This window comes from Variovorax sp. UC122_21, assembly GCF_044056785.1.
GTDB lineage: Bacteria > Pseudomonadota > Gammaproteobacteria > Burkholderiales > Burkholderiaceae_C > Variovorax.
This window is the reverse complement of record NZ_CP172004.1, coordinates 6,137,448-6,155,487: the sequence shown is the minus strand read 5'-3', so window position 1 is coordinate 6,155,487 and position 18,040 is coordinate 6,137,448. Positions and strand designations below refer to the sequence as shown.

Annotated in this window: 14 protein-coding genes; 6 read left to right on the top strand and 8 right to left on the bottom strand. The window is 70.4% G+C overall.

What is annotated here, in order from left to right:
• Position 1: 1 nt before the first annotated feature.
• From ACHMXE_RS41740 to ACHMXE_RS41725, 4 genes are all read right to left on the bottom strand, one after another.
• Positions 2-997, bottom strand: coding sequence for a tripartite tricarboxylate transporter substrate binding protein (locus ACHMXE_RS41740; protein ID WP_203203797.1), 996 nt, complete (start codon positions 995-997; stop codon positions 2-4).
• Between the two features lie 43 nt (positions 998-1,040).
• Positions 1,041-1,913 (bottom strand): oxaloacetate decarboxylase, encoded by an 873-nt coding sequence (locus tag ACHMXE_RS41735; RefSeq protein ID WP_203203798.1) that lies wholly within the window; start codon positions 1,911-1,913, stop codon positions 1,041-1,043.
• Between the two features lie 81 nt (positions 1,914-1,994).
• Positions 1,995-2,510 (bottom strand): 3-isopropylmalate dehydratase, encoded by a 516-nt coding sequence (locus ACHMXE_RS41730; RefSeq protein ID WP_395349334.1) that lies wholly within the window; start codon positions 2,508-2,510, stop codon positions 1,995-1,997.
• Positions 2,507-3,778 (bottom strand): aconitase family protein, encoded by a 1,272-nt coding sequence (locus tag ACHMXE_RS41725; protein ID WP_395349333.1) that lies wholly within the window; start codon positions 3,776-3,778, stop codon positions 2,507-2,509. The genes ACHMXE_RS41730 and ACHMXE_RS41725 overlap by 4 nt, the downstream gene beginning before the upstream one ends.
• 123 nt (positions 3,779-3,901) lie before the next feature.
• Here ACHMXE_RS41725 and ACHMXE_RS41720 point away from each other — a divergent pair, with 123 nt between their 5' ends.
• On the top strand, positions 3,902-4,753 hold the full coding sequence (locus tag ACHMXE_RS41720) for an IclR family transcriptional regulator (protein WP_395349332.1): 852 nt from the start codon (positions 3,902-3,904) through the stop codon (positions 4,751-4,753).
• Between the two features lies 1 nt (position 4,754).
• Here the strand turns inward: ACHMXE_RS41720 and ACHMXE_RS41715 are convergent, their stop codons facing one another.
• On the bottom strand, positions 4,755-6,008 hold the full coding sequence (locus ACHMXE_RS41715; RefSeq protein WP_395349330.1) for a helix-turn-helix domain-containing protein: 1,254 nt from the start codon (positions 6,006-6,008) through the stop codon (positions 4,755-4,757).
• Between the two features lie 142 nt (positions 6,009-6,150).
• Here ACHMXE_RS41715 and ACHMXE_RS41710 point away from each other — a divergent pair, with 142 nt between their 5' ends.
• Positions 6,151-8,289: a PQQ-dependent dehydrogenase, methanol/ethanol family gene (locus tag ACHMXE_RS41710; protein ID WP_395349329.1), complete on the top strand. Its 2,139-nt coding sequence runs from the start codon at positions 6,151-6,153 to the stop codon at positions 8,287-8,289.
• Positions 8,290-8,596: 307 nt separating this feature from the next.
• Here the strand turns inward: ACHMXE_RS41710 and ACHMXE_RS41705 are convergent, their stop codons facing one another.
• Positions 8,597-9,580, bottom strand: a complete 984-nt coding sequence (locus ACHMXE_RS41705; protein WP_395349328.1) for a response regulator transcription factor — start codon at positions 9,578-9,580, stop codon at positions 8,597-8,599.
• 228 nt (positions 9,581-9,808) lie between these two features.
• On the opposite strand from ACHMXE_RS41705, the gene ACHMXE_RS41700 reads away from it, so the two are divergent.
• The gene (locus tag ACHMXE_RS41700) at positions 9,809-11,893 is read left to right on the top strand and encodes a carboxypeptidase regulatory-like domain-containing protein (RefSeq protein WP_395349327.1); all 2,085 of its coding nucleotides are present in this window, start codon (positions 9,809-9,811) and stop codon (positions 11,891-11,893) included.
• 82 nt (positions 11,894-11,975) lie between these two features.
• Here the strand turns inward: ACHMXE_RS41700 and ACHMXE_RS41695 are convergent, their stop codons facing one another.
• Positions 11,976-12,953, bottom strand: a complete 978-nt coding sequence (locus ACHMXE_RS41695; protein WP_203203806.1) for a tripartite tricarboxylate transporter substrate-binding protein — start codon at positions 12,951-12,953, stop codon at positions 11,976-11,978.
• Between the two features lie 263 nt (positions 12,954-13,216).
• Between ACHMXE_RS41695 and ACHMXE_RS41690 the strand changes: the two genes are divergently transcribed.
• The 3 genes from ACHMXE_RS41690 (at position 13,217) to ACHMXE_RS41680 (ending at position 16,685) form a co-directional block, all read left to right on the top strand.
• The gene (locus tag ACHMXE_RS41690; protein ID WP_395349326.1) at positions 13,217-14,398 is read left to right on the top strand and encodes a M48 family metalloprotease; all 1,182 of its coding nucleotides are present in this window, start codon (positions 13,217-13,219) and stop codon (positions 14,396-14,398) included.
• A 116-nt stretch (positions 14,399-14,514) separates the two neighbouring features.
• The gene (locus ACHMXE_RS41685) at positions 14,515-15,981 is read left to right on the top strand and encodes an NAD-dependent succinate-semialdehyde dehydrogenase (protein WP_203203808.1); all 1,467 of its coding nucleotides are present in this window, start codon (positions 14,515-14,517) and stop codon (positions 15,979-15,981) included.
• Positions 15,982-16,106: 125 nt separating this feature from the next.
• The gene (locus tag ACHMXE_RS41680; RefSeq protein ID WP_395349325.1) at positions 16,107-16,685 is read left to right on the top strand and encodes a type 1 glutamine amidotransferase domain-containing protein; all 579 of its coding nucleotides are present in this window, start codon (positions 16,107-16,109) and stop codon (positions 16,683-16,685) included.
• Between the two features lie 107 nt (positions 16,686-16,792).
• On the opposite strand, the gene ACHMXE_RS41675 is transcribed toward ACHMXE_RS41680, so the two are convergent.
• Positions 16,793-17,959: a citrate synthase gene (locus ACHMXE_RS41675; RefSeq protein WP_395349324.1), complete on the bottom strand. Its 1,167-nt coding sequence runs from the start codon at positions 17,957-17,959 to the stop codon at positions 16,793-16,795.
• Positions 17,960-18,040 lie beyond the last annotated feature (81 nt).

Below are 18,040 nucleotides of genomic sequence, written 5' to 3'. Positions count from 1 at the left end.
CTCAATCGAGTTGCAGGCCCGCGTCCTGCGCCGCCTTCGGCAGGATCGCGAGTTCGCGCTTGAGCACCTCGGCAAAGGCCTCGGGCGTGTTGCCGGTCGCGGGCGCCACGCCGCCGAGGTCGTTGAGCCGCTTGCGGAAGGCCGGCTCGGCCGTGATCTTGGCGATCTTCTCGCCGAGCAGCTTGACCACCGCGGGCGGCGTCTTCGCGGGCGCGACCACGCCGAACCAGACGTCGAAGTCCACGCCGCCGGGCACGCCCTGCTCGGTCAGCGTCGGCACCTCGGGCCACAGCTCGGAGCGGCCGTTGCGCAGCTGGCCGATGGCCTTGAGCTTGCCCGACTGGATGAAGCTGCGCACGTCGCCCGTGCCCAGCAGGCCCCAGCTCACCTCGTTGGCCATCAGCGCCTGCACCAGCGGCGCGCCGCCCTTGTAGGGCACGTGCGTGAAGTTGCCGTCGGCGTTGGCGTTGAAGGCTTCCGACGCCAGGTGCGAGAGCCCGCCCGCGCCGGCCGAGCCGTAGGGCATGCCGCCCTTGCCGGCCTTCTTGCCCGCGGCCAGCAGCTCCTGCACGTTCTTGTACGGCGACTTCTCGGGCACCACCAGCAGCAGCGGCGCCAGCGACACGCGCGCGACCGGCACGAAGTCCGACGCCTGGAAGCCCGCCTTCTTGTAGATGACCGGGTTGATCGACAGCATGCCCGTGAGCGTCACCGCCAGCGTGTAGCCGTCGGGCGGGCTCTGCACCACGTTGACCATGGCGATGTTGCCGCCCGCGCCGGGCCGGTTGTCGACCAGCACGGTCTGGCCCAGCTCCTCCTGCAGGCGCGGGCCCAGCATGCGCGCGGCCACGTCGGTGGCGCCGCCCGGCGGGTAGGGAACGACCAGCCGGATCGGCTTGGTCGGATAGGCCGCGTCCTGCGCCAGGGCGGCGCCGCCCAGGCCCAGGGCCAGGGATCCCGCCGTGACGACACGGCCGATGAGGGTGAGGGTACGCACGTGTGCTCCTGATTCTTCTGATGGGAAAACGGATGGGGCCGGCTCAGCGGACCTCGTAGTGCGCCTGCCGTTCCTCGAGCGCATGCCAGCCGATGATGTGCTTGAAGTCGGCCATCGAGGTCTGCGCGAAGGGCAGGTCGGCGAAATCGCCCGAGCGGCGGCGCGCGAGCTCGCGCAGGTTGGCCTGCACCGTGTGCACCGTGGTCAGCAGGCCCGCGATCGGATAGCTCGCGAAGGCCGCCACGCTCTCGATCTGCTCGCGCGTCAGCGCCGTCATCCAGGTGCCGGCCATCAGCATCAGCGACAGCCGCCGGCCGCAGGCCTCGCGCAGCTGCGCCAGCTGCTCGTAGCGCTCGAAGGTGCGCGAGATCGGCTGGATCAGGTCGGCGCCGGCCTCGGCATAGCGCGCGGCGCGCTCGAGCGCCTCGCCCGGGTCCTGGGCATCGGTGCGCGCGACGATCAGCAGGTCGGGGTCGAGGCGCGCATCGAGCGCGGCCTTGATGCGCGCCACCGCGTCGTCGATCGACACCAGCGTGGAGGGCGCCGCGGCGGCCGGGCAGCGCTTGGGGCTGACCTGATCCTCGAGCTGCAGCGCCGCGGCGCCGGCCTTCTCGAACTCGCGCACGGCCCGGCCCACGTTGAGCACGCTGCCGTAGCCGGTGTCGGCGTCGACGAAGATCGGCTTGCGCACCACGTTCGCCATGCGGTTCACGGTGGCGACGTTCTCGCTCAGCGTGTAGAGCTCCATGTCGGGCTGGCCCAGCAGCGCCGCGGAAACGCCGAAGCCGGTGCTGAAGATGCCGTCGAACTCGGACTGGTCGACCAGCAGGGCCGACAGCGCGTCCTGCGCGCCGCCGAACCAGAGCGTCGGGCCGTGGGTGATGCGCTGGCGCAGGGCCTGGCGGGATGAAGTCATCGTGTGTCTCCAGAAAAAGGGCGTGGCGACCCGACATGGGCGCTGCGCCATGAACTCACTGCAAGGGAAAGGAAGAAGGGTTCAGCTCGCGGCGACCACGCGGCGCTTCAGGTAGGGAATGAGTCCGCCCGCGTCGAGCATGCCGCGCTCGGATTCGGAGAAGGGCTGCAGCATCAAGGTCTGGCCCGAGCGCAGGTTCCTCACTTCGTTCGTGTCCCAGTCGACCGTCAGCTCGTCGCCGCGCGCCGTGGCCGCGCGGATGCCCGGGCAGCTCACGAGCGGAAAGCCCATGCTGGTTTCGCCGCGGAAGAAGCCCGGCGAGAAGGATTCGGCGATCACCGCCGCGATGCCCAGGTGCCGCATGGCGCGCATGGCCGGATAGTGCGGATGGCCGTAGCCGAAGTTGTGGCCGCCGATCAGCAGATCGCCCTTCTGTACGCCGGCCGCGAAGCCGGGCAGGTAGTCGGCCATGGCCAGCGCGGCCAGTTCCTTCACGTCGGTGATCTTGATGTTGCGCACGCCGACGATCAGGTCGATGTCGTAGTCGTCTTCCTCGAAGACCCAGGCCGCGCGGCCGCGCAGGTTCACGAGGCTCATGCCGCGACTCCTTCGCGCGCCGCCGCCAGGTAGGGCCGCGGATCGGCGATGCGGCCCTCGAGCGCCGAGGCCGCGACCACGGCCGCGTTGCAGATATAGATCTCCGAATCCACGCTGCCCATGCGCCCGGGCGTGTTGAGCGTGCCGGTGGACACGGCGCGCTGGCCGTCGCTCATGGTGGCGATGCGGCCGAAGCAGTAGTCGCAGCTCGGCGAGCTGATGAAGGCGCCGGCCTCGACCAGCACCTCGATCAGCCCCTCGCGCGCGGCCGCCGCCATGATGGCCTTGGAGGTCGGCACCACGTGCAGCTGGAAGCCTGGCTGGATGCGGCGCCCGCGCAGCACCTCGGCCGCGATGCGCAGGTCCTCGAGCCGGCCGCTGGCGCACGAGCCCAGGTAGCCGGTGTGCACCTCCACGCCGGTGTAGTCCTTGAGGTCGCGCGTGTTGGCGGGGCTCGGCGGAATCACGACGATGGGCTCCAGCGTCGAGACGTCGATCGTCACCACGCTGTCGTAGCTCGCATCGGCATCGGGATAGACCGGGTCGAGCGCGATCTTCGAGCGGCCCCGCACATAGTCCAGGGTCTTCGCATCGGGCGCGATCAGCATCGTGGTCGCGCCCAGGAACATGGCCTGGCCGCAGAGCGTCTGGCGGCCCTCGATGCTCATGGCGTCGATCACCGGGCCGCAGAGTTCCACCACCTTGAAGCGGCAGGAGGCCGGGCCCATCACGCGCACCATGTGGTGGAACACGTCGCGCGCCATCACGCCGGGCTGCAGCGTGCCCGTGAGCTCGACCTTCACGGTCGCGGGCACGGTCAGGGTCAGCGTCTCGGTCACGAAGGACTCGAGCACGCCCTTGCGCGCGCCGAAGGCGAAGGTGCCGAAGGCGCCGAGCTGGCTCACGTGGCCGTCGAAGTGCACGGCGAAGGCGCCCGGCGTGGCGTAGCCGAGCTCGGCCGCGACCTGGTGGCCGATGCCCTCGCGCTCGTGCACCGGCACGCCCTGTTCCTTGCCCCAGGCGCGGGTGATCTTGTGCAGCTCCTCTTCCTTCGGCGCGGTGGCCGGCACCATGTGGTCGATGAACAGCACGAAGCGCTCGGGGCTCGAGACCTTCTCGATGCCGAAGTCCTCGCGCGTCTCCTTGAAGAACACGTCGGTGTAGCCCGGGAAGTCGTAGGCGATCACGAAATCGGGCCGCGCGGTGATCTCCTCGCCGGGCGCCACGCGCGGCCTGCCGGCGGCGCGGGCCAGGATCTTCTCGGTCATCGTCTGGGGCATCTTGTTCGGCTTTCGACTTCCACGATGTGGCAGTCATTGGGTTTCAATGAACCGATTACAGTCGAGCCGACTTCTTCCCCATTGGGGAGCAACCCGAATTACTGCCGCATCGTGGAAACTAAACGCCGAACCGCCGCCGCCAAGACCGATTCGCCACCGACCGCCGGCGGCGCGCGCTCGGGCACGCAGAGCATCGAGCGCGTGGTGGGCATGCTGCGCGTGGTGGCCTCGCGCGGGCGGCGCGGCATGCGCATCGCCGACGTCGTGAGCCTCAGCGGCCTGCCGATGTCGACCTGCTTTCGCATGCTGCAGCGGCTCGAGGTCGAGGGCCTGCTGGTGCGCGACCTGCTCACGCGCAAGTACCACCTGGGTCCGCTGCTGCACGAGCTCGGCATGCTGGCCCAGCCGCGCTACCACCTGAGCGAACTCTGCGAGCCGGCGCTGCGCACCATCGCCGAACTGACGCAGGACACGGTCTACCTCAGCGAGCGGCGCGGCCCCGAATCGATCTGCACCAGCCGCGCGCTCGGTGCCTATCCGATCAAGGCGCTGACGCTCGACGTCGGCATCCGCCGGCCGATGGGCGTGGGCGCGGGCGGCCTCGCGATCCTCAGCGCGCTGCCCGAGGCCGAAGCCGAGCTGATCGTGGCCTCCAACGAGGCGCGCTATGCGAAGTTCGGCGCCGCCTTCGCGCCGGGCTTCCTGCGCGAGGCCATCGCGCAGACGCGCGCGCAGGGCCACTCCTTCCTCGACAGCGCGGCCACGCCGGGCGCGGCGGCCATCGGCGTCGCCTTTCCGCCCGACAACCCGATCGCGGCCGTGAGCGTGGCCGCGATCTCCAGCCGCATGGGGCCGGCGCGGCGCGCCGAGGTGGCGAAGATCATCGAGCAGCAGGTGCGCGCGATCTGCGTGCTGCTCGAATCGCAGCCGGTGGAGGCGGGCTCGGGCCGCGAGGGCGAGTGAGCTAGCTTTCTCCCGGCTCGTCGGCCCCTTGCTCCCAGCCGCGCAGCCGCCGGTACAGCGTGCCGCGCGACACGCGCAATTGCCGCGCCGCCTGCGACACGTTGCCGCCGTGCGCGGCCAGCGTCTCCTCGATCAGCTTGCGGCTGTGCTCGCGCAGCGTGCCGGCCTGCGGCATGGCCGGCGCATCAGCGGACTGCAACACTGTTGCGTCCTCCTGCTGCACCGGCTCCTGCGCCGGCGCCGGCACCTCGACACGCTGCGGCAGCGCCACCGCATGCCGGAAGTCGATGCCGTTCGCACCCTGCAATTGCGCCTGCACCCACACGCCGAGCCCGCTGGCCAGCCGCAGCGGCTGCGCCGACTCGCGCCGGCCCAGCCGCAGCAGGCTCGCGAGGTCGTGCCCCAGCAGGCATTCGACGCCGCGCTCGTCGGCATGCTCGGGCAGGTGGCCGATCAGCCGCGCGCCCGCGCCGTTGAGCCAGGCGATGGTGCCGTCGGCGGCGATGCCGGCCAGCCCCTCGAGCGGCGTGCCCAGCAGCGTGGGGCTGGCCTGGAAGCGCAGGATCAGCTGCTCGCGCGACTGCGCCTGCAGCAGGCGGTTCTCGATCGTGGTCGCATAGAGCGCCACCATCGAGGCGGCATCGAAGCCGAAGCGCTGCGCCTCCACCGTGAGGTCGAGCACGCCCGCGAGCCGCCCGTCGACACCGCGGATCGGCGCCGCGGCGCACTGCATCTCGCGCAGCACGTCGAAGTAGTGCTCGGCGCCGTCGACCGTGCAGGCCAGCCCGGTGCTCGCGACGATGCCGGGCGCGGTGGTGCCCACCATGCGCTCGGAGATGTTCACGCCCACGCGCGCGGTCTTGCGCAGCACCGGCTGGTGCGCGGGCGCGGACTCCTGCGTGACATGCACCACCACGCCGTCGCGGTCGGTGAGGATCACGCGGCAGTCGGTGCCCGCGAGCGAATGCTCCATGGTCGCGAGCTCCTGGCGCGCCACCTCGAGCAGCTCGCGGTTGCGCGCCAGCGTGGCATGCAGCCGACTCGGCGTCACGGGGTCGAAGGGCACGATGCGCTGGCGGTCGCTGTGGGTGCGGCTGCAGCGCATCCACGACTGCAGCACCGCCTCGCCGACGAGACCCGAGGGCCGCACGCCTTCTTCGAAGAACTGCTGCCGCGCGAGCGCCACGCGCTGTGCCGGCGTGGTGGCGAAGAGTTGGCGCGGCGCGTTCGCCGTGCCCAGCCTGTCGAGGGTCATGTGCCATCGCCTCCGTGGGGGGATCGGGGACCGGGGACCAGCATCGAATGTGTTCCGCAATGGAACAGCACCGGATCGGGGAAATCCCGAAGGTGAACGCGCGCGCCGCCCGGACGATTCTCTGGGCACAAGGAGACCCACGATGACGAGAAGAAGGAATTCCTCCGCGCTCGCGGTACTGGGGGCGCTGGCCGCCGCGTGGCTGCTCGCGGCCGCATCGATCGCCTCGGCGCAGGGCAGCGGGCCCTCGCCGCAGGACCGTGCCGCCGCCGCCGCCAAGCGCGTCGACGGCAGCTTCATCCGCGCCAACGCGGCGCAGAAGCAGACGCCCGACTGGCCCAGCATCGGCCTGGACTACGCCGAGACGCGCTTCAGCAAGCTCGACCAGGTCAACGCGGGCAACGTGAAGCAGCTGGGCCTGGTCTGGTCCTACGACCTGCAGTCCACGCGCGGGGTCGAGGCCACGCCGCTGGTGGTCGACGGCATCATGTACGTCACGGCCTCGTGGAGCGTGGTGCATGCGATCGACACGCGCACCGGCCAGAAGCTGTGGACCTTCGATCCCGAGGTCGACAAGTCCAAAGGCTTCAGGGGCTGCTGCGACGTGGTGAACCGAGGCGTTGCGTTGTACGAGGGCAAGGTCTACGTGGGCGCCTACGACGGCCGCCTGATCGCGCTCGATGCTGCCAGCGGCCGCAAGCTCTGGGAGAAGAACACCATCGAGGGCCAGAAGGGCAGCTACACCATCACCGGCGCGCCGCGCGTGTTCAAGGGCAAGGTGATCATCGGCAACGGCGGCGCCGAGTACGGCGTGCGCGGCTACATCACGGCCTACGACGCGGCCAGCGGCGAGCAGAAGTGGCGCTGGTTCACAGTGCCCGGCGACCCGGCCAAGCCCTTCGAGAACGAGGCCATGGCGCGCGCCGCCAAGACCTGGGACCCCGACGGCAAGTACTGGGAGGCCGGCGGCGGTGGCACCGTGTGGGACTCGATGGCCTTCGACCCCGAGCTCAACCTGATGTACATCGGCACCGGCAACGGCTCGCCCTGGGCCCACAAGGCGCGCAGCCCCAAGGGCGGCGACAACCTCTACCTGGGCTCGGTGGTCGCGCTCAATCCCGACACCGGCAAGTACGTCTGGCACTACCAGGAGACGCCCGGCGACAACTGGGACTACACCTCCACGCAGCCGATGATCCTGGCCAACATCAAGGTCGACGGCAAGCAGCGCAAGGTGGTGCTGCATGCGCCGAAGAACGGCTTCTTCTTCGTCATCGACCGCACCAACGGCAAGTTCATCTCGGCGAAGAACTTCGTCGAGGTCAACTGGGCCACGGGCTACGACAAGAACGGCCGCCCGATCGAGATCGCCGCGGCGCGCCAGAACGAGAAGCCCGGCGACAGCATCCCCGGCCCCTTCGGCGCGCACAACTGGCACCCGATGTCCTTCAATCCGCAGACCGGCCTGGCCTACCTGCCCGCGCAGCACGTGCCGCTGAACCTGATGGACGACAAGGACTGGAAGTTCGACCAGAACGCACCGGGCCGCCCGCATGCCGCGCTGGGCTGGAACACCGGCAAGTTCGCCAACGTCGAGCCGCCCACCAGCAAGCCCTTCGGCCGCCTCGTGGCCTGGGACCCGGTCAAGCAGAAGGAGGCCTGGGGCGTGGACTATGCGTCGCCCTGGAACGGCGGCACCCTTACCACCGCGGGCAACCTGGTGTTCCAGGGCACGGCCGACGGCCGGCTCGTGGCCTACGACGCGCGCAACGGCGACAAGCTCTGGGAGACCCCCACCGGCACCGGCGTGGTCGCCGCGCCCGCCACCTACATGGTCGACGGCAAGCAGTACGTGTCGGTGGCCGTGGGCTGGGGCGGCGTCTACGGCCTCGCGCAGCGCGCCACCGAGCGCCAGGGCCCGGGCACCGTCTACACCTTCGCGGTCGGCGGCACGGCCAAGATGCCGGACTTCGTGCAGTACCGCATGAGCAAGCTGGTGCAGGGCGTGAAGTACGACCCCGCCAAGGTCCAGGCCGGCACCATGCTCTACGTCAGCAACTGCGTCTTCTGCCACGGCGTGCCGGGCGTGGACCGCGGCGGCAACATCCCGAACCTCGGCTACCTCGATTCCGCCTACATCGAGAACCTCGACAAGTTCGTGCTCAAGGGCCCGGCAATGGCGCGCGGCATGCCCGACTTCACGGGCAAGCTCTCGGCCGACGACATCGAGAGCATCAAGGCCTTCATCCAGGGGACGGCGGACGCGATTCGTCCGAAGTAAGGGGGCTTCGGTTGTCGGGGGCTTTTGTTCGGGGCGCGTGCACAGGGCATCGGGTACTTCCCTCCGCGAATGTCCCCCGGCCTTCGGCCTCCTCCTTGATTTCGCTGCGGGAAGCACCCGATACCCTGTGCACGGAGGCGCAGCGGTGGTGCGGACGGTTCAACAACGATTGCGTCCCGGCTCACGTCGATGGGGTACTCCCCGCAGCGAAATCAAGGAGGAGCCGAAGGCGGGGGACATTCGCGGAGGGGAGTACCCCGTCGGCGTGAGCCCGTCACGGGCCGTGGATGCACCTCGTACCGAACACTCACCCTCCCGCGCGTCCCAGCTCCTGGATCAACCCCGCCACGTTCCCGACCTCGAGCTTCTCGTAGATCGACTGGATGTGGTTGCGCACCGTGGCCGGCGCGCGGTGCAGCATGGCCGCGATCTCCTTGTGCGTGTTGCCGCGCGCCAGCAGCTGCGCGATGGTGTGCTCGCGCGGCGTCAGGTCGTCGGCGCGGCAGCGCGCGCGGCCCTTGAGGAACAGCAGCCGCTGCTCGACGTGGTGGCTCGCGACGATGGCGCGGCCCAGGTAGCGCGGGCTGCCGTGCAGGAAGGCCTCGAGCATCGCGCCGGGCAGCGTGCGGCCGTGCCAGCCCGGCCATTCGCGGCGCAGCAGTTCCTCGAAGGCGCTGTCGGCGTGATAGAGCACGCCGTGCAGGTCGCCGATGGCCGAGCCGCCGGGCGCGCTGCCCAGCGGGGCGTCGAGGCGGTCGAGGTGCACGATGCGGTTGAGCGACAGCGCCTGCATCGCATGCGGCGCCAGCGCCGACAGCAGCTGCGTCTCCTCGGGCGTGCCATGGGCCTCGGCATCGGCGCGGAACAGCGTGATCCAGTGCACCAGCCCGGTTGCGGCATTCACGTCCGAGGTGATGAAGAAGTTGGCCTGTTCGTGGCGCCGGCCGTGCTCGCGCAGCGCGCCCTGGTGCCTGGACGAGAACCACATGTCGGCGTTGAAGGCCAGCGTGGTGCGCGGACGGCGCGCCACCTCGGCGGCCGCGGTGTCGAGGTGCTTCACGCGCTCGTAGCTCTCGATCATCTCGATCGACTGGTTGTGCAGGTGCAGCGTGTGGATGTCGATGCCGGCCGTGCCGCGCGAGGCCGTGCCCCACATGCAGGAGTCGAAGGGCAGCACCGGCTTGATGAGACGCAGCGCGGCGTCCTGGAACTCGTCGATCGGGAGTTCGTGCGCGTGGCGGTAGAGCCGCAACAACAGGTCGCTGAAGTTCTGTAACCCGGGAGTACTCATCGGTCCCGATCTTGCGAAAGCGCCGCCGATGGCGCCATCACTCGTTCGGGGGAGGGACGCGCGCTGGGAATGGTGCATTTGCACCATTCGGAGTTCCGCAAACGAAAGATATCGTTTCCGCAGCCTCCGATTCGCGGAGACGACCCGTCCCAACCCCCGACACAACGAAGAGTGAGGAGCTCGACCATGCCCCGTAGCGCAAGAAGAATTCCCCTGGCCCTGTCCGCGATGACCCTCGCGCTGCTCGCCGCCTGCGGCGGCGGTGGCGGGGGTGGAGGCGGCTTCCCCTTCATCCCGCCGGCCTCTTCCGGCGGCGACACCACGCCGCCGCCCGCGGCCGGCACCACGCTCAGCGGCACGGCCGCCACCGGCGCGCCCTTCGCGGGCGCCACGCTCACCGTGTTCGACCGGACCGGCGCCAAGGTCTGCGAGGTTCGCACGGTAGACGACGGCAGCTACAGCTGCACGCTGCCGGCCGGCACCAAGGCGCCGCTCGTGATCCAGGCGGTGCGCGACGACCTCGTGCTCTACAGCACCACCGCCAGCAGCGCCACCGGCACCGCCAACGTCACGCCGCTGACCACCGTGGTGGTGTCGCGGCTCGCGCCCGGCGGCGATCCCGCGAAGCTGCTCGAGGCGGTGCAGGCGAATGCCGGCACGGTCACGGCAAGCACCATCGGCGCGCAGGTCAAGCAGCTGCTCGATGCGCTGCAGCCGCTGCTGAGCGCGCTGGGCACCACCATCGATCCGATCGGCGGCGCCTTCCGCGCCGACGGCACCGGCCAGGACCGCGTGCTCGATACCCTGAGCGTCTCGGTGCGCCCCGACGGCAGCGCCGCCAGCATCGAGATCACCGTCAAGTCGCTGCCCGCCGGCGACGACAGCGCGCCGGTGTCGCTGGTGTTCCGCAGCGGCGACGCGCAGATCGCGCCCCTGCCCGCGATCCCCGCCGAGGCCGTGCAGCCGCCGCCCACGCCGCAGATGGTGCAGGCGCTGCTCGAGCGCCTCAACGCCTGCTATGCGGTGCCGCTCGCGCAGCGCGTGAACAGCACCCTCAACGGCGACGGCAATGCCTACGGCGACGCCTCGAACGTGGTCGCGCCGGCCTGCCGCACGCTGTTCGTCGGCGACGACCCGGCCAACTTCGTCTCGTTCGGCGCGCGCATCGGCCGCGTCGAGAGCGGCGCGCGCCGTTCCTTCGAGAGCCTGTTCCGCGCCGGCCCGACCAACCTCAAGCACGACCGCGGCAACTTCGAGTACTTCTACGCCAACGGCGACATCGCGCTCACCTACCGCTGGACCGACGTGCTCGGCAACACCGACAACGACGTCTTCAACGCACGCATCGTCGACGGCGCGCTCAAGCTGGTCGGCAACGAGAACGCCTACCGTGCCAGCGTGCGGCCGCACCTGGACATGAAGGACTTCCTCAAGCACCAGAACCTGGTGTTCCATTCGGTCGGCTACACCATCAGCGTCGACAACCGGCGCGACGCCGAAGGCAGCCCGCTGTTCTCGAAGGTGGTGGCGACCTCGACCGCGCTGCCGGGCCGCGCGCTGGTGCTGGTGCCCAACGGCAACGTGACCTCGCTGGTGCTCACGGCCGACGGCACGGCCAGCGGTGCACCGCTGGCCTCGCCGGTGTGGCGCATGGCGGCGCAGTACCGCGATGCCGCGCAGGCCGGCAGCCCGTCCGACATCGACAGCGGCAACCTGTTCGCCGCGCCGGCCTTCACCGACGCGCAGCTCGCCGCGCTGCCCGACCAGGCCGTGTGGCGCCTCGAGTTCTTCCATGCCAACAGCGAGCGGCCCAACGTGGTCCAGTACGCGCGCACCTTCTCGCGCGTGCCGACGATCGCCGAGGCGCGCGCCGCCGCGCTGGTCGAGCTCACGCCGGCGCTGCGCGCCGAACTGCTCGAGGAGACCCGCAACACCGGCCGCGGCCTGGTGTTCCCGGCCATCGATCCCAACGACCCCTCGTCGAACAACGTGGACTTCAGCGCCGCCGGCAACACCGACGGCTGGAGCGTGCCCTCCGGTGCCTACGCGCCGATCTCGCTGGGCATCTTCGGCCGCTCGCCAGGCGGCACCGCGCGCTACAGCGAGAGCGTGACGCTGCGCTCCAACCTGCGCAAGGTCATCGCCTACTGCCAGCCCTCGGGCGCCCAGGACACCCACTGCGCGCCGGGCACCGGCAGCAACCGCCAGTACGCGCAGGGCACCTCGATCAGCAACTTCGTGTTCACCGCGCGCACGCCGCGGCTGGTCGACCAGCGCCGCAGCTTCGAGCTCTGGACCGTGACCCAGCCCTGAGCGCGCGCGAGCGCCCATGAAAAAGCCGCCTGGCCCCGCGAAGGGCCAGGCGGCTTTTCTTTCGATGCGAAGCGATCGGTGCTCAGTCGGCGTAGACGCCGGCGGCCTTGATGATCGGGCTCCACTTGGCGATCTCGGCCTGCACGAACTTCTTGTGGCCATCGGGCTCGATGCGGCCGTCGACCGCGACCACGGCACCCAGCGCTTCTTCCTTCTTCAGGAAGTCGGGGTCCTTGAGCGCGACCTTCAGCGCGTCGTTGATCTTCTTGAGCACCGGCGCCGGCGTGCCCTTGGGCGCGTACAGGCCGTGCCAGATCGTGACCTGGAAGTCCTTCAGGCCCGACTCCTGCAGCGTGGGCAGGTCCTTGAGCAGCGGCACCGTCAGGCGCTTGGGCGTGGTCACGGCATAGGCCTTGACCTTCTTGCCCTCGATCTGCGGCGAGGTGTTGGTGGTCTGGTCGCACAAGAGGTCGATCTGGCCGCCGATCAGGTCGGTGATGGCGGGGGCCGTTCCCTTGTAGGGCACAGGCGTCATCTCGGTCTTCATCGCGCTCTGGTAGAGCAGGCCGCACAGGTGCGAGGCCGAGCCCACGCCCGCGTTGCCGAGGTTGATCTTGCCCTTGTTGGCGCCGATCCAGTCGGTCAGTTCCTTGTAGTTGTTGGCCGGCAGGCTGGGCTTGGCGATCAGCGTCATGGGCACGTCGTTGATGATGCCCAGGTACTCGAAGTCGCTCTCGACCTTGAACGGCACGTTGCGCACCAGCGTCGGGATGGTCGACATCGCGATGTGGTTGAGCAGCAGCGTGTAGCCGTCCGGTGCCGCGCGCGCCACCTTGGCCGCGCCGATCGAGCTGCCCGCGCCGGGCACGTTGTCGATCACCACGCTGGCGCCGCCGAGCGGCTTGCGCAGCGCCTCGGCCAGGTCGCGCGCGACGCGGTCGGTCGGGCCGCCGGCGGCGAAGGGCACCACGATGCTGATGGGCTTGCCGCTCGGGTAGTCCTGGGCGTGGGCGCCGATGGCAACAGCGGCGATCGCCGTCAGGGCTAGCAGTTTTTTCATGGAGAGGACCCCCGGAAGAGGAAAAAGAAATGAAGGGAAATTGAAAGCGGGCGCGATCTTAAAGGCTGACCATGCGCTGACGAATCCCCACAAGCCCTAGTCCACACGGCGCGGCCGGCCGCGGCTCCTGCGGAAGGAGGAGCGCCACCGTCGCGCCGCGCGGCTCGGGCATGATGTTTCCCTGGGAGACGCGCCATGGGGGGCGCGCATGCCGCAACGACGGTGCGGCCCGACGGGCCGCGACAAAAGAAGGGAAAACACACATGGATCCTCTGGTCTATCCGCGCGAGCGCACGCTCGGCGCGATCACGCTCGTGCTCGGCCTGCTGGTCTGGCTGGCCCTCCTGGTGGGCACGTTCGGCTTCCTGCTGCTCTACCTGCTGATGGGTTTCATCGGCTACTGCTTCGCGCACTCGGCGCTGATCGCCTGGATCAAGGGCACCGGCGTGAAGCTCTCGCCGACCCAGTTGCCCGAGCTGCATGCGCGCTTCGAGGCCTGCTGCGCCCGGCTCGGCATCGCCACGCCGCCCGAGGCCTACCTGCTGCACGGCGACGGCATGTTCAACGCCTTCGCCACCCGCTTCCTCGGCCGCGACTTCGTGATCCTGCTGTCGGACGTGGTCGACGCCATGGAGCCGCAGCCCGACGGCATCAACTTCTACATCGGCCACGAGCTCGGCCACATCCGGCGCAAGCACCTCACGGGCCATTTCTGGCGCGCGCCGGTGCTGTGGCTGCCGCTGCTGGGCGCGGCCTATGCGCGCGCCAAGGAATACACCTGCGACCTGCACGGCGCCGCCTGCTGCGAGCAGCTCGATTCCGCGCCGCGCGCGCTGCTCGCGCTGGCCGCCGGCGCGCACCAGTGGCGCAACGTCGACATGAACGCTTACGCGGCGCAGTCGCGCGCCAACGCCGGCTTCTGGGGCTCGTTCCACGAAGTGGTCGGCGGCTATCCCTGGCTCACCAAGCGCGTGGCGCGCGCCATCGATCCGGCCGCGCGGCTGCCCGAGCGCAACCCCGCGGCCTATTTGCTGGGCCTGTTCGTGCCCTACGCGGGGCGTGCCGGTGGCGGCGCGCTCGGCATCCTGGTGACGGTGGCCGTGATCGGCATCCTGGCCGCGGTGGCGATTCCCGCCTACCAGGACTACCAGTCGCGCGCGGTGGTCGCGCAGGCCTGGGCCAGCGGCGCGCCGGTGCGGCTCGCGCTCGCCGAGTACTACCGCGAGAAGGAGGAGATCCCCGAGAGCCTCGAGGCCGCGGGCGTGCGCGAGACCCTGCCCGACGGCACCGCGCTGCGGCTCGACAGCGACACCATGGTGGTCGAGGTGCAGACCGCGCGTGGCACGCTGCTGATGGAGCCCGCGCCCTCGGGCGACGGCCTGCGCTGGACCTGCGGCGCCGGCGAGGGCCTGGCCGAGAAGGCCCTGCCCGCGAGCTGCAGGTAGGCCTGCAAACCCGAGCCGCACGCGCGGATTTGGCGCGCGCGGCTTGCGGCCCGGGCCCGGGCGTGGTCCCCTCGTCGTTTCCCCTTTCAGCAACGACGACCCGGAGACCCTGCCCGATGCCCGCCCTTCGACTCAAAGACCCGACCCTGCTGCGCCAGCAGGCCTATGTTGCCGGCGCCTGGATCGATGCCGACGACGGCACCACCGTCGCCGTGACCAACCCCGCCAGCGGCGAGACCATCGGCACCGTGCCGATGTGCGGCACGGCCGAGACCGAGCGCGCCATCGCGGCCGCCGAGAAGGCCCAGAAGGGCTGGGCCCGGCTGCCCGCCAAGGAGCGCTCGGCGATCCTGCGCAAGCTCAACGACCTGATGCTGGCCAACGTCGACGACCTCGCGCTGATCATGACCACCGAGCAGGGCAAGCCGCTGGCCGAGAGCCGCGGCGAGATCGCCTACGCCGCCTCGTTCATCGAGTGGTTCGCCGAGGAGGCGCGCCGCGTCTACGGCGACACCATTCCCGCGCCGCAGGCCGATCGCCGCATCCTCGCGCTCAAGCAGCCCGTGGGCGTGACGGCCGCGATCACGCCCTGGAACTTCCCGGCCGCCATGCTCACGCGCAAGGCCGGCCCCGCGCTGGCCGCGGGTTGCGCGATGGTGGTCAAGCCCGCCACGCAGACGCCGTACTCGGCGCTGGCCTTCGCCGAACTGGCCGAGCGCGCGGGCGTGCCCAAGGGCCTGCTGTCGGTGCTCACCGGTTCGGCCAGCAAGATCGGCGGCGAGATGACGCGCAGCCCGATCGTGCGCAAGCTCACCTTCACCGGCTCCACCGAGGTCGGCCGCACGCTGATGAAGCAGTCGGCCGACACCATCAAGAAGCTCTCGCTCGAGCTCGGCGGCAACGCGCCCTTCATCGTGTTCGACGATGCCGACATCGACGCGGCCGTCGAGGGCGCGATGGTCTCGAAGTACCGCAACACCGGCCAGACCTGCGTCTGCGCCAACCGCCTCTACGTGCAGCGCGGCGTGCTCGAGGCCTTCACCCAGAAGCTGGTGGCCAAGGTCCAGGCGCTCAAGGTCGGCGACGGCACCGAGGCCGGCGTCAATCAGGGCCCGCTGATCGACGCCAAGGCGGTCGAGAAGATCGAGGAGCACGTGGCCGACGCCGTGGCCAAGGGCGGCCAGGTGCTGGCCGGCGGCAAGCGCCATGCACTCGGCGGCCTGTTCTACGAACCCACCGTGATCGGCGGCGCCACCGCCGACATGCTGTTCGCGCGCGAGGAGACCTTCGGCCCGCTGGCGCCGATCTTCGCCTTCGACACCGAGGAGGAGGCCGTCGCCGCGGCCAACGACACCGAGTTCGGCCTCGCCGCGTACTTCTACAGCCGCGACATCGGCCGCATCATGCGCGTGGCCGAGTCGCTGGAGTCGGGCATCGTCGGCGTCAACACCGGCCTGGTGTCGACCGCCGAGGCGCCGTTCGGCGGCGTCAAGCAGTCGGGGCTGGGGCGCGAGGGCTCGAAGTACGGGCTCGACGACTTCCTCGAGGTCAAGTACGTTTGTCTCGCCGGTCTCGACAAGTAAGCGGAGGTTGCCGGCCGTCGAACTGTCCGACAACGGTGGCCGGCGCCGGCCGATGCGGCAGGCGTGGCACGGGCCTAGGGTGAAGTTTCATTGCCTCGAGAAACCCAACCAAGGAGTGATTCACCATGCCCACCATCACCACCTCTTCACTGGACGGAATGACGGTCGCGATCCTCGTGTCGGACGGCTTCGAGCAGGTCGAGATGACCGAGCCGCGCAAGGCGCTGGAGACCGCGGGCGCGAAGACGCAGGTCGTCTCGCCGCTCGACGGCAGCGTGCGCGGCTGGAACCATCACGACCCGGCCGACACCTTCGAGGTCGACGTGCCGCTCAAGACCGCGAACCCCGACGACTTCGATGCGCTGCTGCTGCCCGGCGGCGTCGTCAATCCCGATGCGCTGCGCATCGACGAGAAGGCGGTCGCGTTCGTGCGCGCCTTCGTCGACGCGGGCAAGCCGATCGCGGCGATCTGCCACGGACCCTGGACCCTGATCGATGCCGGCGGCGTGAAGGACCGGCGCATGACCTCGTGGCCCTCGCTGCGCGCCGACCTGCGCAACGCGGGCGCGAAGTGGAGCGACCGGGAGGTCGTGGTCGACCACGAGCTCGTGACCAGCCGCAAGCCCGACGACCTGCCGGCCTTCAATCGCGAGATGGTGCGGTTGTTCGAGCTGGCGAATGAGGCGGCGCTGCAGCATCACTGAGTCCGACAAATACCGTTCGGCCTGAGCCCGGCCTGTCCTGAGCATGTCGAAGGGTCGAAGCCTCGCGCGGCGCTTCGACAGGCTCAGCGTGAACGGGTCGAGGGGCTTCAGTCGATTGAGACCGCCGGCCCCGTGTAGCGCGCCCTTGGCCGTATCAGGTGCCCCGTGGCCGCCTGCTCGAGCACGTGCGCGGTCCAGCCCACGCTGCGCGCGAGCGCGAACAGCACCAGCGGCGCATCGGCCGGCAACCTGTGCACGGCCGCGAGCGTGGCCAGCGCGAAGTCGATGTTGACGGGCTCGCCCACCAGGCGTTCGCCGGCCTCGCGCAGGTCCGCGAAAGCCGGCGGCAGTTCGATGCCTTCGAGCAGCGCGGCACAGCGCACGTCGCCGGCCGGATAGAGCGGATGGCCGAAGGCCGCAAGCGGCCGGTCGTGCGCGAGCCACTCGCGCGCGGCCGCGTCGGCGCCCGATTGCTCGGCCTGCCGCACCAGCGCCTGCACCGCGCGCGCCGCGCCGCCATGCAGCGGGCCGGTCAGCGTTGCAAGGCCGGTCAGCAGGCAGGCCGCGATCGAGGCGCCGGTGGAGGCCGTCACGCGCGCCGCGAAGGTCGAGGCATTGAGCTCGTGGTCGGCCAGCAGCACCAGCGCACGGCGCAGTTGCGCAGCGGCGCGCGGCCGGCGCCAGGCCGCGGCGAGGCGCGCATGCAGCGGCTGCGTGGCGGCATTCGCGGGCACCTTGCCGATCAGCGCATCGGCCAGCGTGCCCACCACCTCGGCGGCCTCGGCGCGCAGGGCCTGCGGCGAGCGGCCGCGCGAGGGCGGGTCGACCGCCGCGCGCATGGCGAGCGCGCGCAGACCCGCCTGCAGCGGCGGCATGCCGTCGCGCGCGGTGGCTTCATCGGAAGAAAGGCGCGGCGGCGCGCACTCCCACAGCAGGCCCGCCACGTCCTCGAGCGTGGCCTCGATCGACAGCGCGCAGGCGTCCTGCCCGCGGTACCAGAGCCGTCCGCCGGCCACGGTCGACACGGCCGAGGGCAGCACCGGCTCGCCCCACTGGATCGCCTCGCTCGCCACCGCCTCGCTGCTGCGCCGCCCCTGCGCGCGCGCCGCGAGCCGCTGCACGTCGTCGCGGTGGTAGAGGCTGCGCCGCGGGTCGGCGGCATCGGGCTTGGCGCGGATGCGGCCGCGGCTCACGCCGGCATAGAGGGTCTGGGGCCGCACCTGCATCAGGGCGAGCGCTTCGGCGGCGGGAAGCCAGGGCGAGGAGCGGGTCATGTTGATGGAATGGATCAAGATTGACGTCAATGTTAGCGGCGCCAGAATCGTCCGCATCGTGAACACAGATGGAGCATGAAA

What these genes read in the sequence shown, in the direction of transcription:
- ACHMXE_RS41735 (WP_203203798.1), bottom strand. Translation starts at nt 1,913, where the DNA reads ATGACTTCATCCCGCCAGGCCCTGCGCCAGCGCATCACCCACGGCCCG.
- ACHMXE_RS41730 (WP_395349334.1), bottom strand. Translation starts at nt 2,510, where the DNA reads ATGAGCCTCGTGAACCTGCGCGGCCGCGCGGCCTGGGTCTTCGAGGAA.
- ACHMXE_RS41725 (WP_395349333.1), bottom strand. Translation starts at nt 3,778, where the DNA reads ATGACCGAGAAGATCCTGGCCCGCGCCGCCGGCAGGCCGCGCGTGGCG.
- ACHMXE_RS41715 (WP_395349330.1), bottom strand. Translation starts at nt 6,008, where the DNA reads ATGACCCTCGACAGGCTGGGCACGGCGAACGCGCCGCGCCAACTCTTC.
- ACHMXE_RS41710 (WP_395349329.1), top strand. Translation starts at nt 6,151, where the DNA reads ATGACGAGAAGAAGGAATTCCTCCGCGCTCGCGGTACTGGGGGCGCTG.
- ACHMXE_RS41705 (WP_395349328.1), bottom strand. Translation starts at nt 9,580, where the DNA reads ATGAGTACTCCCGGGTTACAGAACTTCAGCGACCTGTTGTTGCGGCTC.
- ACHMXE_RS41700 (WP_395349327.1), top strand. Translation starts at nt 9,809, where the DNA reads ATGACCCTCGCGCTGCTCGCCGCCTGCGGCGGCGGTGGCGGGGGTGGA.
- ACHMXE_RS41695 (WP_203203806.1), bottom strand. Translation starts at nt 12,953, where the DNA reads ATGAAAAAACTGCTAGCCCTGACGGCGATCGCCGCTGTTGCCATCGGC.
- ACHMXE_RS41690 (WP_395349326.1), top strand. Translation starts at nt 13,217, where the DNA reads ATGGATCCTCTGGTCTATCCGCGCGAGCGCACGCTCGGCGCGATCACG.
- ACHMXE_RS41685 (WP_203203808.1), top strand. Translation starts at nt 14,515, where the DNA reads ATGCCCGCCCTTCGACTCAAAGACCCGACCCTGCTGCGCCAGCAGGCC.
- ACHMXE_RS41680 (WP_395349325.1), top strand. Translation starts at nt 16,107, where the DNA reads ATGCCCACCATCACCACCTCTTCACTGGACGGAATGACGGTCGCGATC.
- ACHMXE_RS41675 (WP_395349324.1), bottom strand. Translation starts at nt 17,959, where the DNA reads ATGACCCGCTCCTCGCCCTGGCTTCCCGCCGCCGAAGCGCTCGCCCTG.